Source organism: Clostridium nigeriense (assembly GCF_050585245.1).
GTDB classification, from domain to species: Bacteria; Bacillota; Clostridia; order Clostridiales; family Clostridiaceae; genus Clostridium; species Clostridium nigeriense_A.
On the sequence record NZ_JBNOOF010000002.1, the window covers coordinates 477,989 to 492,711 of the forward strand.

11 protein-coding genes are annotated in these 14,723 nt (G+C 29.0%); 10 read left to right on the top strand and 1 reads right to left on the bottom strand.

Annotated features, from left to right (window positions below):
* Window positions 1-187 precede the first annotated feature (187 nt).
* The 6 genes from licT to ACQPUY_RS05590 all read left to right on the top strand — a co-directional run bounded on the left by licT (window position 188) and on the right by ACQPUY_RS05590 (window position 6,886).
* On the top strand, window positions 188-1,024 hold the full coding sequence (gene licT, locus ACQPUY_RS05565) for a BglG family transcription antiterminator LicT (protein ID WP_430840076.1): 837 nt from the start codon (window positions 188-190) through the stop codon (window positions 1,022-1,024).
* A gap of 182 nt (window positions 1,025-1,206) precedes the next feature.
* On the top strand, window positions 1,207-3,090 hold the full coding sequence (locus tag ACQPUY_RS05570) for a beta-glucoside-specific PTS transporter subunit IIABC (protein WP_430840078.1): 1,884 nt from the start codon (window positions 1,207-1,209) through the stop codon (window positions 3,088-3,090).
* Between the two features lie 61 nt (window positions 3,091-3,151).
* The gene (locus tag ACQPUY_RS05575; RefSeq protein ID WP_430840080.1) at window positions 3,152-4,564 is read left to right on the top strand and encodes a glycoside hydrolase family 1 protein; all 1,413 of its coding nucleotides are present in this window, start codon (window positions 3,152-3,154) and stop codon (window positions 4,562-4,564) included.
* 137 nt (window positions 4,565-4,701) lie between these two features.
* Window positions 4,702-5,508 (top strand): amino acid ABC transporter substrate-binding protein, encoded by an 807-nt coding sequence (locus ACQPUY_RS05580; RefSeq protein ID WP_430840082.1) that lies wholly within the window; start codon window positions 4,702-4,704, stop codon window positions 5,506-5,508.
* A gap of 33 nt (window positions 5,509-5,541) precedes the next feature.
* Complete coding sequence (locus tag ACQPUY_RS05585; RefSeq protein ID WP_430840258.1) at window positions 5,542-6,183, top strand: amino acid ABC transporter permease; 642 nt, start codon at window positions 5,542-5,544, stop codon at window positions 6,181-6,183.
* A gap of 13 nt (window positions 6,184-6,196) precedes the next feature.
* A complete protein-coding gene (locus ACQPUY_RS05590; RefSeq protein ID WP_430840084.1) occupies window positions 6,197-6,886 on the top strand; it encodes an amino acid ABC transporter ATP-binding protein in 690 nt (229 codons plus the stop codon).
* A 36-nt stretch (window positions 6,887-6,922) separates the two neighbouring features.
* Here ACQPUY_RS05590 and ACQPUY_RS05595 read toward each other — a convergent pair whose 3' ends face one another.
* Window positions 6,923-9,547 carry a calcium-translocating P-type ATPase, PMCA-type gene (locus ACQPUY_RS05595; RefSeq protein WP_430840086.1) on the bottom strand — a complete coding sequence of 875 codons (2,625 nt, stop codon included), beginning with the start codon at window positions 9,545-9,547 and terminating at the stop codon, window positions 6,923-6,925.
* Between the two features lie 203 nt (window positions 9,548-9,750).
* Between ACQPUY_RS05595 and ACQPUY_RS05600 the strand changes: the two genes are divergently transcribed.
* The 4 genes from ACQPUY_RS05600 to ACQPUY_RS05615 all read left to right on the top strand — a co-directional run bounded on the left by ACQPUY_RS05600 (window position 9,751) and on the right by ACQPUY_RS05615 (window position 14,629).
* Window positions 9,751-11,463, top strand: a complete 1,713-nt coding sequence (locus ACQPUY_RS05600) for an ABC transporter ATP-binding protein (protein ID WP_430840088.1) — start codon at window positions 9,751-9,753, stop codon at window positions 11,461-11,463.
* A 109-nt stretch (window positions 11,464-11,572) separates the two neighbouring features.
* The gene (trxA, locus tag ACQPUY_RS05605) at window positions 11,573-11,887 is read left to right on the top strand and encodes a thioredoxin (protein ID WP_430840090.1); all 315 of its coding nucleotides are present in this window, start codon (window positions 11,573-11,575) and stop codon (window positions 11,885-11,887) included.
* A gap of 14 nt (window positions 11,888-11,901) precedes the next feature.
* Window positions 11,902-12,765 carry an NAD(P)/FAD-dependent oxidoreductase gene (locus ACQPUY_RS05610; RefSeq protein ID WP_430840092.1) on the top strand — a complete coding sequence of 288 codons (864 nt, stop codon included), beginning with the start codon at window positions 11,902-11,904 and terminating at the stop codon, window positions 12,763-12,765.
* A gap of 127 nt (window positions 12,766-12,892) precedes the next feature.
* Entirely contained in the window at window positions 12,893-14,629 is a 1,737-nt protein-coding gene (locus ACQPUY_RS05615; protein ID WP_430840094.1) for an oleate hydratase, read from the top strand.
* The last annotated feature ends 94 nt before the right edge of the window (window positions 14,630-14,723 follow it).

Genomic DNA, 14,723 nt, shown 5'->3' on the forward strand with positions numbered 1-14,723 from the left:
TTTACTAATTTGGTAAGGTTGACAGTATAAATTTCATGTGATAATATAAATGTGAATTTAATAAAAATATGGGTTGTTACTGGTTATGCAGGCTTTACCAAATTATTAATAGTATCTATGCTAGATATTATTTTATTTGGGTATGGTCTTTTTTTATACTCAAAAATCTGTTAAAGGGAGGAAGATAATGAAAATTGATAAAATAATAAACAATAATTTAATTAGAACATTTGATAATAATGGAAAAGAAGTTCTTGTTATGGGATGTGGCTTAGGTTTTCAAAAGAAAATTGGTGACATAGTAGATCAAAGCAAGATAGAAAAAATTTATTCTATTGAGAATAAAAATGATTGTAATAAATTAATGGCGTTACTTTCTGAAATCCCTTTAGAGTATATTCAGACTTCAAATGAAATAATTTCTTATGCAAAATATTCTTTAGGTAAAAAGTTAAATGATAATATTTATATTTCATTAACTGATCACATAAGCTTTGCAATTGAAAGATATAAGCAAGGCTTAAATTTTGAAAATGCCTTATTATGGGAAATAAAAAGATTTTATAATCATGAATTTCTAATTGGTAAAGAGGCTTTAGGCATTATAAGAAAACGTCTAAATGTTGAACTTCCAGAAGGTGAAGCAGCATCTATAGCAATGCATATAGTTAATGCGCAGCTTAATTCGCGAGATATGAATGATACTTTAGACATAACAAAAATGATTCAAAATATTTTAAATATAGTTAAGTTTCATTTCAATATAGAATTAGATGAATACTCACTTCATTATGAAAGATTTATAACACATTTAAAATTTTTTGCACAAAGAATGCTTAGTGGAAAAGTTATGAAAAGTGATGACACTAATTTTTGTGAAATGATAAAAATCCAATATAAAGATGCGTATTTATGTGCTGAAAAAGTTGGAAAATATATATTAAAAGAGTTTGAACATGAAATTTCAGATGAAGAAATGATGTATTTAACAGTACATATACAAAGAATAGTAAAAGAAGATTAATTTTATTAGGATTGATACTAATAATGTAGGCTATTCATAGAAATTATAGATTTTGAGCGCTCATCTATATTTCTTAGATTTTTTTAGCTTAATTATGCAAGGTAGTTACCGTAAGCAGAATAATTTCTGTGTTATGGGCTTTACTTCATTAAAATTTATATATTTTAAATGGAGGAATAAAAATGGATTATGCAATAGTTGCAAAGAAAATATTGGAAAAGATAGGTGGAGAAAGTAATGTTAATAGTGTACAGCACTGTATGACAAGACTTAGATTCACATTAAAAGATGAAAGCAAAGCTGATGATGACGCTATAAAGAAAATAAAAGGTGTCATGGGTGTAGCTAGACAAGGTGGACAATATCAAGTTATTATAGGCAATAATGTAGGAAGTTGTTATAAAGAATTAATTAAACTTGGAAATTTTCAAGAAAGTAATTCAAGTGAAGTAAAAGAGAAAAAAGGAATTATCAATAGTATATTAGATATAGTTTCAGGTTGTATGTCTGCAACAATGCCAGCTATTATTGGTGCAGGTATGATAAAGGTTTTATTAGTTATATTACCTATGATAGGAATACTATCAGATACTAGTCAAACATATGCAATATTAAGTGCATTAGGTGATGCAACATTTTATTTTTTACCACTTATTTTAGTAATTTCATCATCTAAAAAGTTTAATATAAATCCATATACTTTAGCAGCAGTAATTGGTGTTATGATATATCCAGATTTTATAGGGCTTGTTGATGCAGGTGAAAAGATTTCTTTATTTGGATTACCAGTAGCGTCAGCTAGTTATGCTTATTCAGTAATTCCAGTAATTATGATGGCATGGGTAATGCAATATGTAGAAAAATTAGCAGATAAAATTACTCCAGCAGTTACAAAGAACTTCTTAAAACCGATGTTAACATTATTAATTGCTTTACCAATTGCTTTAATAGTTATTGGACCAATAGGATTCTATGCAGGAGAAGCATTATCAAGTGCAATGGTATTTATTTATGATAAAGCAGGATGGCTTGCAATTATGATAATGGGTTCATTAATGCCACTTTTAGTTATGACAGGTATGCACTGGGCGTTCGTTCCACTATCAATAATGAATATAAACAATCCTAATATTGGATTTGATGCTTTATTATTAGTTGGTATGTTATGTTCAAACCTAGCACAAGCATCTTCATGTTTAGCAGTATTTTTTAAGTCAAAAAATAAGGATTTAAAACAAGTTGCAGGAGCTTCAAGTATTTCAGCATTTCTTGCAGGTGTTACAGAACCAGCTATGTATGGTGTAACTTTAAAATATAAAAAGCCATTATATGCATGTATGATTGCAGGTGGAGTTTCAGGGTTATATGCAGGATTTGTAGGACTAAAATGCTATGTTTTTGCTACACCAGCGTTAATATCTTTAGTTCAATTTATAGATCCAAATGGTGGTTCTAACTTTATAAATGCATTAATAACATTAGGAATTACAGTTGTACTTGCGTTTGTATTAACTTGGATATTAGGTTTTGAAGATCCAGAAAATGAAGAAGAGAAAGATGATCTTAAAGAAGTAAGTAAAGAAATTATAGTTGAAGAAGTTAAAAGCGAATCAAACTTAATTGTATTATCACCTATAGAAGGTAAAGCTGTTTCTTTAAAACAAGTGAATGATGTTACATTTTCTGAGGAGATAATGGGAAAAGGAGCAGCTATAATACCAACAGTAGGAAGAGCTGTTGCTCCAGTAGATGGAACTATTTCTGCACTATTTGAAACAAAACATGCTATTGGATTAACTTCAGATAATGGAGTAGAAATATTAATTCATATAGGGTTAGATACAGTTAAATTAGGTGGAAAACACTTCATTGCCCATGTAAAGAGTGGGGATAGAGTTAAGGCTGGAGATTTACTAGTAGAATTTGATATAGAAGAAATTAAAAAAGAAGGATATGAAGTAATTACACCAGTACTAGTTACAAACACACATGACTATAAAGATATATTATCTTTAATAGATAGAGATGTTAAAGAAAAAGATGAATTAATTAAAGCAATAAAGTAAATTTAAATTAAGAGTTGGAGCTGTCTATACGACAGCTCCAAATAAAATGGAGGTTGTTAAAATGATTAAGTTTCCAGAAGGATTTTTATGGGGAGGAGCTACAGCAGCTAACCAATTTGAAGGAGCATATAACGAAGATGGTAAGGGATTATCAATTCAAGATGTAATGCCAAAGGGGATAACTGGTCCAGCAACTGAGGAACCAACAGAAGATAATATGAAACTTGTAGGTATAGATTTTTATCATAGATATAAAGAAGACATAAGGTTATTTGCAGAAATGGGATTTAAGACATTTAGACTTTCTATTGCATGGTCAAGAATATTCCCAAATGGTGATGATAAAGAACCAAATGAAAAAGGATTAGAATTCTATGATAAAGTTTTTGATGAATTAGCTAAGTATGGAATAGAGCCATTAGTTACTTTATCGCATTATGAAACGCCGTTAGCATTAGCTAAAAATTATGATGGGTGGACAGATAGAAGACTTATAGGATTCTTTGAGAATTATGTAAGAACTGTATTTACAAGATATAAAGATAAGGTAAAATACTGGTTAACATTTAATGAAATTAATTCAGCATTACATTTTCCTTTAATGAGTGCTGGAATATGGACTCCAAAGGAAAAGTTAAGTAAACAAGATTTATACCAAGCTATGCATCATGAATTAGTTGCAAGCGCATTAGCAGTTAAGATTGGTCATGAAATAAATCCAGATTTTAAGATTGGATGCATGATTTTAGGTGTACCAAATTATCCATTAACTCCAATGCCAAGTGATGTATTAAAAACTTTAGAGCAAGATAGACAAAATCTTTTCTTTGCAGATATTCATGCAAGAGGAGAATATCCAAAATACATGAATAGATACTTTAAGGAAAATAATATTGAAATTAAGTTTGAAGAAGGAGATGCAGAAATACTTAAAAATACAGTAGACTTTATTTCATTTAGCTACTATATGAGCTCATGTGCAACCGCAGATCCAGAAAAAAATAAAGCTGGTAAAGGAAACCTAATTTCAGGAGTTCCAAATCCATATTTAAAAGCATCAGATTGGGGATGGCAAATAGATCCAGAAGGTTTAAGATATATACTAAACTTCTATTATGATAGATATCAAAAGCCTTTATTCATAGTTGAGAATGGCCTTGGAGCTGTAGATGAATTAATTACAGATGAAAATGGAAATAAGACTGTAAATGATGATTATAGAATTAATTACTTAAATGATCATTTAGTACAAGTTGCAGAAGCAATAGAAGATGGTGTTGAGCTTATGGGATACACTACATGGGGATGTATAGATTTAGTATCTGCATCTACTGCTGAACTTAAGAAAAGATATGGTTTCATATATGTTGATAGAAACGATGATGGAACTGGAACTTTAGAAAGATATAAGAAGAAGAGTTTTAACTGGTACAAAGAAGTTATAGCAACTAATGGTGGAAGTTTAAAAAGATAATCATATATTAATAAAAATACGATAAGAAAAAATTATCGTATTTTTATTGACTTTATTACTTCACTATGATAAAGTAGTAAATAGAAAAAGTGGTGTAAAAATTTTAACATTAACTACAATATTAGGGGGATATAAAAATGAATTTAAAAATAAAGAAGAGAATTTTAGTATTAGGTTTATTATCAGTATTGCCATTCACATTAATAGCTTGTAAAGAAAAAAATACAGAAAGTACCTTGGATAAGGAGAAACTAGTTCTAGGATTTGATGATACCTTTGTTCCAATGGGATTTAAAGATGAGAATGGAGAATATACAGGTTTTGATATAGAACTTGCAAAAGAAATTGGTAAAAAGCTAGGAAAAGAAATAGTCTTTCAACCTATTAATTGGACTATGAAAGAAACTGAACTTAATAATGGAAATATAGATTTTATATGGAATGGTTATAGTATAACAGAAGAAAGAGAAAAAAAAGTTGCTTTTTCAACTCCATATTTGAATAATAGACAAGTTATAATAACATTAGCAGACTCGGATATAAATACTAAAGCAGATTTAGAAGGAAAGATAGTAGGAGCTCAAAGTGAATCAAGTGCTATTGATGCAATAGAAGCAGATGGAGATATAATAAGTACTTTTAAGGATGGAGAAGTTATTACTTTTGATACTAATAATGAAGCCTTAATGGATTTAGAAGCAGGGAGATTAGATGCAGTTGTTGCTGATGAAATATTAGCTAAATATTATATAAATCAAAGAGGTTCTGATAAGTACAAGGTATTAGACGAAGACTTTGGAAAAGAAGCTTATGCTGTAGGAATGAGAAAAGATGATACAGAATTAGTTGAAGCATTCAATAAAGCTTTTAATGAATTAGTTGAAGAAGGTATTGCTGGAGAAATATCCAAAAAATGGTTCGGCGATGATATAATAGCAAAATAAAAAAGGACAGGAGAGGTGTTTACTTTGGAGTTAATAAATGAAATAATGACTTTTATTCCAGAAGCTTTAGGAGGATTAAAAGTAACAATAGAGATATTTGCAGTTACGCTTATTTTATCTATTCCATTAGGTGTTATTATAGCATCAGGAAGAGTTTCTAAAATAAAGTTTATAAAATCAATAACAGGATTTTATGTATTAATATTAAGAGGAACACCTCTTCTTTTACAAATTATATTTATATTTTTTGGATTGCCTTTATTAAATATAACTATTCCAAGATTTCAATCAGCTGTATTAGCAATGGTTTTAAATTATGGAGCATACTTTGGAGAAATATTTAGAGCAGGAATATTGTCTATAGATAAAGGTCAATTTGAGGGAGCAGAAGTTCTAGGTTTAAGTAAAAAGGATACATTCTTTAGAATTATAATGCCACAAGCATTAAAAAGAATATTTCCACCAGTAGCTAATGAAGTAGTAACTTTAGTAAAGGATACAGCTTTAATTTATGTTGTAGGTTTAGATGAATTATTAAAAATTGCAAAAATAGCATCAAATAGAATTTCTTCTATAATGCCATTTGTAGTAGTAGGAATAATATATTTATTATTTAATGGATTAATAACTAAAATTTTAGAGTATATAGAAAATAGATTTAATTATTATGAATAAGGAGGAGGATACTATGCTAAAAATTAAAAATTTAAGAAAAAGCTTTGGAAAAAATGAAGTTTTAAAAGGTGTAAATTTAGAAGTAAAGAATGGTGAAATAGCAGTTATAGTAGGACCCTCCGGTGGTGGAAAAACAACATTACTCAGATGTATAAATGGCTTAGAACTATGTGATAATGGAAGCATAGAAATAGGTAATAAATATTTATGTGAAAATGGTAATTATAAAAGTAAGGAAGAGTTTAATGAAGCAAGAAGAGATATAGGTTTAGTGTTTCAAAACTTCAATTTATTTCCACATATGAGTGTTTTGGAAAATCTAATAGAAGCACCTAAAAGAGTTTTAAAAAAAAGTGATGAGGAAGCTAAGAAAAAAGCTGAGGAAATTTTAAGTTTTCTTGGATTAGGTGATAAGCTTGAAAGTTATCCTCATGAATTATCTGGTGGTCAAAAGCAAAGAGTGGCAATTGGAAGAGCATTAGCTTTAAACCCAAAGCTTATGTGTTTTGATGAACCTACATCAGCTTTAGATCCAGGATTAACAGGAGAAGTAGCAAACCTAATAAGAAGTCTCGCAAAGGATGGAATGAGTATGCTTATAATAACTCATGATATGGATTTTGCTACAAAGGTAGCAGATAAAATTTATTCTATGAATAATGGAACTTTATTAGATGGAAATTTTTACACAGTATCAAAATAATTAAAAAGGCACGAAAGTGCCTTTTTAATTATTTATTTAATTTTTTTTATCACTTATTCTAAAGAATATCTTTACTATTTCGTTAACAGCAAATGGTATTAATGAAATTAAAATTACTATTCCCCAATCTTTTAAAGTCAGAGAATATACTTTAAATATTGTAGCTGTAAATGGAATAGTGATTATAGCAAACTGTATTAATATACCGAATAACACGGAACAAATTAGCCATTTATTTTTAAGTATTCCAACCTGGAATAATGACTTAGTTTCATTCCTCATTGAAAGAGAATAGAAAAGTTGAGAAACACTAAGAACTACAAAAGCCATAGTTTGAGCATGTCTCAATGATTCAGGATATAAATATTCACCTAATACAAAAGCAAATAGAGTATTAGCTCCTATTAATATACCATTAAGTATTAATAGAATCCCCATTCTTCCAGCAAATAAACTTTCTTTTGGACTTTTAGGAGGAAGATCCATTACACTTTTATCACCAGGATCAACACCTAAGGATAATGCTGGAAAACTATCTGTTATTAAATTTACCCAAAGAATATGAATAGGTAATAGTGGAGCAGGCCAATTTAATAATATTGCTACAAATAAAGCTACTACTTCTCCTAAGTTACAACTTAGAAGGAATATAATAGATTTCTTAATATTATTAAATATATTTCTACCTTCCTCTACAGCCTTAACGATTGTAGTAAAATTATCATCCGTTAATACCATATCAGCGGCTCCCTTAGCAACATCAGTACCTGTTATTCCCATAGCAACCCCTATATCAGCTGCTTTTAATGAAGGAGCATCATTAACACCATCACCAGTCATAGAGACTATATTATCATAAGATTTAAAAGCTTTAACTATCTTAACTTTATGCTCAGGGGATACTCTTGCAAATACTCTATAATTATTAATAATTTTAGTAAACTCTTCATCTGAATAGCTATCAATTTCACTTCCAGCCATAGCTTGAGAGATATCTTCTGCAATTCCAAGTTCTTTAGCAATAGCTACTGCAGTATTTTTATGATCTCCAGTTATCATTATAGTTCTAATTCCAGCTTTTTTACTTAATTCTATAGATCCCTTAACTTCTTCTCTAGGTGGATCAATCATTCCCATTAGCCCAACAAAAATAAGATCTTTTTCTAATTCATCTATAGCAACATGTTCATTATCAATATTTTTATAAGCAAGGGCTAAAACTCTTAGTGCATCATCAGACATTAAATTAGATGCTTTTAAAACTTCGTCTTTTTCTTTATTTGTGAATTCCTTAACTTCACCATTAACTAAGATTTTATTAGATATTTTTAAAATACTGTCTATAGCACCTTTAGTAAATACATTATACTTATCATTATAAGAATTTACTGTAGTCATAAGTTTTCTGTCAGAATCAAAAGGAATTTCATTTATTCTTTTAAATTCTCTATTTAAATCCTCTTTAAAAATATTAACTTTATTTCCTACATCTATTAATGCAACCTCTGTAGGATCTCCTGTTTGAATTCCATCTTTGGAAGTAGCATCATTACATAATATCATTCCATGAACTAAAAGTTTAGTTTCATGATTATTTATATCTATATTTTCTAGATTCGTAATTTCTCCATTAATATAATATTTTTTTACTGTCATTTTATTAATAGTTAATGTACCTGTTTTATCAGAGCAAATTATATTTACAGATCCTAAGGTTTCAACAGAAGGAAGCTTTCTTATAATTGCATTTTCTTTTATCATTCTTTGAACGCCAAGTGCTAATACAATTGCGACAATAGCTGGTAATCCTTCAGGAATAGCTGCAACAGCTAAGCTTATAGATGTCATAAACATTTCTAAGATATCCCTTCCTTGAAATATAGAAACTATAAACATTAGTATTGATATTCCAACGGCAATAAATCCTAAAGTTTTACCTAGCTGAGCTAGTTTCTTTTGAAGTGGGGTAGTATTATCATCTTCTGCATCTAGCATTTTAGCAATCTTACCAATTTGTGTATTCATGCCAGTATTAACTACTATTCCAACTCCACGACCGTAAGTAACAAGTGTGGACATAAATGCCATATTATGTTGGTCACCTATTGGAACTTCTTTGTCATCCAATATAATATTAGAATTTTTTTCTGCTGGAACAGACTCACCAGTAAAAGCAGATTCTTCAATTTTTAAGTTAGCAGTCTCAATAAGCCTTAAATCTGCTGGAATATATCTTCCTGCATCTATAACTATAATATCTCCTACAACAACTTCTTCAGAGGGAATTTCAATAACATTTCCATCTCTTCTTACTAAGGCTTTAGGAGTAGACATGCTTTTTAACGCTTCCAAAGCTTTTTCAGCCTTTGATTCTTGTATTACTCCAATAATGGCATTAATAAATATAACAATTAGTATAATTATTGCATCACTTATTTCACCAACTACAGCTGAAATAATAGAAGCAATTAAAAGTATATATATCATTACGTCATTAATTTGAGAGAAAAAAAGTTGTAATAATGATTTTTTCTTTTTTCCTTGAAGCTTATTTAAGCCATTTTTCTCTAACCTTGATTTAGCTTCAGAAGAAGAAAGACCATTAATTAAATTAGAAGATAATTCATTAATTATATCTTCTGATCTTTTATTAAACCACATTTAAAAACCTCCAACCTTTATAATATATTTATAAAAAAACCTATATAAATATATTGTATTTATTTTTAATAATATTAATACATGGAAAAAAAGTGAGTAAATTTATTTTTAAAGATAAAATTCTTATAAAGTATGGAAAATTATTATTAATTAGTCTATTATTAAATAATACTAATATTTGTAGTACTATAAGGAGGAGAAGTATGGTAAAAAGATTTATTAGTTATTATAAGCCATATAAGAAATTATTTTTCTTAGATATGTTAGCAGCTTTTATAGCAGCAGCTTGTGATTTAGTTTATCCAATGATGACTAGAACATTAGTTAATGATAGTATACCTAATAAAAATATTAGGATGTTAATTATATTTGCTGTAACTTTAATAATTATATATTTAATTAAGGCAGCTTGTGGATATTTCATGCAATATTATGGACATGTTATGGGGGTTCATATGCAAGGAGACATGAGAAGAGATATGTTCTTGCGCCTACAAAAATTGCCTAATACATATTTTGATAATAATAAGACTGGAGATTTAATGAGTAGAATGATTAATGATCTTATGGAAGTATCAGAACTTGCTCATCATGGTCCGGAAGATTTATTTATTTCAGTTGTTATGTTAGTTGGTTCTTTTGTTGTGTTGTGTACAATTAATATCCCATTAACTCTTATAATTTTTGCATTTATTCCATTTATAGTTTTATTTACTTGGCAGCAAAAAAATAAAATGCTTAATGCATTTATGGAAACAAGAGTAGAAACATCAGCCGTAAATTCAAATCTAGAAAATTCTCTATCAGGAATAAGAATTACAAAGGCTTTTGTATCTCATGAGCATGAAATAGATAAATTTCAAAATGGAAATGATAGATTTAAAAGAGCTAGGTCTAAAGCATACAAGGTAATGGCTGAATATTTTGCAGGAGTTGGCTTTGGAATAGATATATTAGATTATGTTTCTTTAATAGCTGGAGGTATTTTTACTTATTTTAATATAATTAACTTAGGTGATTTCTTTGCTTATCTATTATATATTAAGCTATTTACTCAACCAATTAAGAAACTTGTTAACTTTATGGAACAATACCAAAATGGTATGACAGGATTTAAGAGATTTATAGCTATAATAGATGAGGAAATAGAAGAGGATGGAAGTAGGGAATTAAAAAATATTAAAGGAAAAATTGAATTTAAAAATGTCAATTTTAGTTATGAAGAAAAAAGTATATTAGAAGGAATTAATTTAGATATAGAAGCAGGGAAAATGCTAGCTTTAGTTGGGCCTTCAGGAGGAGGTAAAACAACTTTTTGTAATTTAATACCTAGATTTTATGATGTAACTGATGGTGATATTACTATTGATGGTGAAAGTATTTATGATGTAACTTTAGAATCATTAAGAGGTAATATAGGTATAGTTCAACAAGATGTATTCTTATTTACAGGAACTATAAAAGATAATATTTTATATGGTAAACATGATGCAACTGATGAAGAAGTAATAAAAGCAGCTAAAAGAGCTAATATACATGATTTTATAATAAAATTACCAGATGGATATAATACTTATATAGGTGAAAGAGGTGTTAAGCTTTCTGGTGGACAAAAACAAAGAATTTCTATTGCAAGAGTTTTCTTGAAGAATCCACCAATTTTAATATTAGATGAAGCAACTTCTGCCCTAGATAATACAACAGAATATATGATTCAAAAATCTTTAGAAGAACTTTGCGAGGGAAGAACTACAATAGTAGTTGCTCATAGATTATCAACAATAAAAAATGCAGATGAAATTTTAGTATTAACTGATAAAGGAATAGAAGAAAAAGGAAGCCATGAGGAGCTTCTTAATGATGGTGGATTATATAAGGAATTATATGAATCACAATTTTTAAATTTAAAGAAATAAAATATAAGATATTGGAGAAAATATCTAGAGAGTATATTGACTATTAATAAAAAAATATAGTAGAATAATTAATAATACCCCTATAGGGTATATTAGGAGGTAGATTTATATGGTTCAACATGTATCTGAAGTTGATTTTAGTGAAGTAGTATTAAATTTTGAAGGTGTTGTGTTAGTTGATTTCTGGGCAACTTGGTGTGGTCCGTGTAAAATGATAGCGCCAGTAGTTGAAGAAGTTTCTAATGAAGTAAGCAATGCAAGATTTGTAAAAGTTGATGTTGATGAAAATGAAAATTTAGCAAATAAATATCAAATATCAAGTATTCCAACGTTAATGATATTTAAAAATGGTACTCCTGTTGATACATTAGTAGGATTCATGCCAAAGGATTCTTTAAAAGCTGCTGTAGTTAAGCACCTATAATTAGAGGTATTATATTGAGTAAGAGATATGATATTGCCATTGTAGGTAGTGGACCAGCAGGATTATCAGCAGCATTAAATGCAAAAATTAGAAATAAAGATTTCATTATTTTTGGAAATAAAAATTTAACTAGTAAAATAGTTAAAGCACCTAAAATTAATAATTATTTAGGGTTTTATGGACTTAGCGGAGAAAATTTAAAAGAAAGATTTCAAGAGCACTTAAATGCTATGAATATAGAAATAACGGAAGAAAGAATAAATAGCATATATGCAATGGGAGAATATTTTGCATTAATGGCTAATGATAAGACCTTCGAAGCAAAGTCTGTTATATTAGCTACTGGAATAGAGTTTACAAAGCCTATTAAGGGCGAAGAAGAATATTTAGGTAGAGGTGTTGGATATTGTGCTACTTGTGATGCACCTCTATATAAAGGGAAAACTGTAGTTATAATAGGTCATAATAAAGAGGCTGAAGATGAAACTAATTATGTGTCTGAAATTGCTGGAAAAGTATATTATGTTCCAATGTATAAAGGAAAGTATAATTTAAATGATAATATAACTTTAGTTGAAGATAAACCTATGGAGGTTATAGGTGATTTAAAAATTAAAAAGTTAGTTTTACAAAATTCTGAAATAGAAACTAACGCAGTTTTTATATTAAAAGATTCTATTTCTCCAGGTCAGTTAGTACCTGGCCTAAAAATTGAAGATGAACATATATCAGTTGATAGACTTATGACAACGAATATTAAAGGTTGTTTTGCAGCAGGAGATTGTGTTGGTAAGCCTTATCAATATATAAAGGCTGCAGGAGAAGGAAATATTGCCTCACTTAGTGCAGTAAAATATTTAGATTCTTTAAAAAAATAAAACTATATTAGAGTGCAAAGTTATTATAATTTTGTACTCTTTTTTGAAATTGTCTAAATACTTTATAGTTTGGATAAACTATAATATTATTAAAGAAAATAATCTATAGGAAGGTTGGGTACAATTTATGGCTAATAAACAAAAAAATAGTAAAGTAAATCCTTTGTTAGTAGTTGGAGCTATTGCAGGAGCAGCAGCAGTTGCAGCAGCTGCAAAGAAAGTGAAAGATAATAAAGAAAAGAAAGAATCTTTTGTAAGATTTAGTGAAAATTTTGTGGATAATAAAGAAAGGCAAGCTTACTTTGTTGGAGGTGGATTAGCATCATTAGCAGGAGCTGCCTATTTAATAAGAGATTGTAATTTTAAAGGAGAAAATATTCATATTATTGAAGGACTTCATGTTTTAGGTGGAAGTAATGACGGAGCTGGAGATGCTACCAATGGATTTATTGTTCGTGGTGGTAGAATGTTAAATGAAGAAACATATGAAAACTTTTGGGAATTATTTAAAACTATACCATCAATAGATATGCCTGGTATGAGTGTTACAGAAGAAATATTAAATTTTGATCATTTACATCCAACTCATTCACAAGCTCGTTTAGTTGATAAGTTTGGAAATATAATAGATGTAACTAGTATGGGATTCAATAATGCAGATCGTTTAGCATTAGGAAAGTTAATGATGATGCCAGAAGAAAAATTAGATGATTTAACTATAGAAGATTGGTTTAGAGATACTCCACATTTCTTTACTACAAATTTCTGGTATATGTGGCAAACAACTTTTGCTTTCCAAAAATGGTCTAGTTTATTTGAATTCAAGCGTTATATGGAGCGTATGATATTTGAATTTTCACGTATAGAAACTTTAGAGGGAGTAACTCGTACAACATATAATCAATATGAATCAGTTATCCTTCCAATTAAGGAATATTTAAGCAAGCAAAATGTAGATTTTAGTATAAATGCTACAGTTACAGATATAGATTTCAAACCAGGAGAGGGAATAACTGCCACAGCTATTCATATACAGGATGCTGAAGGAGAAAAGATAATAGAATTAAAAGAAGATGATATATGCATAATGACTAATGGATGTATGACTGATAATGCAACATTAGGAGATTTTAATACAGCTCCAGAATATAAAACTGAAAACCCAATTTCAGGAAATCTTTGGGAGAAAGTTGCAAAGAAGAAGATGGGACTTGGAAACCCAATACCTTTCTTTGATCATCCAGAGCAAACTAACTGGGAGAGCTTTACAGTAACTTGTAAAGGCAATAAGTTATTAAAACTTATTGAACAATTCTCAGGAAATATACCAGGAAGTGGAGCATTAATGACTTTTAGAGATTCAAGTTGGTTAATGAGCATAGTAGTTGCAGCTCAACCTCATTTTAAAAATCAACCAATGGATACAACTATTTTCTGGGGATATGGACTTTATACAGACAAAGTTGGTGATTATGTAAAGAAACCAATGAGAGAATGTACTGGAGAAGAAATATTAACTGAACTTTTACATCATCTTCACTTTGAAGATCAGATTGATGAAATTATGGATACAGTAGTAAATGTAATTCCATGTATGATGCCATATATAGATTCTCAATTCCAACCAAGAAAGATGACAGATAGACCTAAGGTTGTACCTGAAGGTTCGACTAATTTTGCTATGATAAGCCAATTTGTTGAAATACCTGAAGACATGGTATTTACAGAAGAGTATTCAGTTCGTGCAGCAAGAATAGCTGTTTATACATTATTAAATGTTAAACATAAAAATATTATACCTGTAACACCTTATAAAAAAGATCCTAAAGTTCTAATGAAAGCATTAAAAAAATCTTATAGTTAAAAAATAAGCTGCCAGAGGGCAGCTTATTTTAATAGTGCATAATGGATAATGGATAATGAATTATCCATTACCCATTACCTATTACTAAGGTATG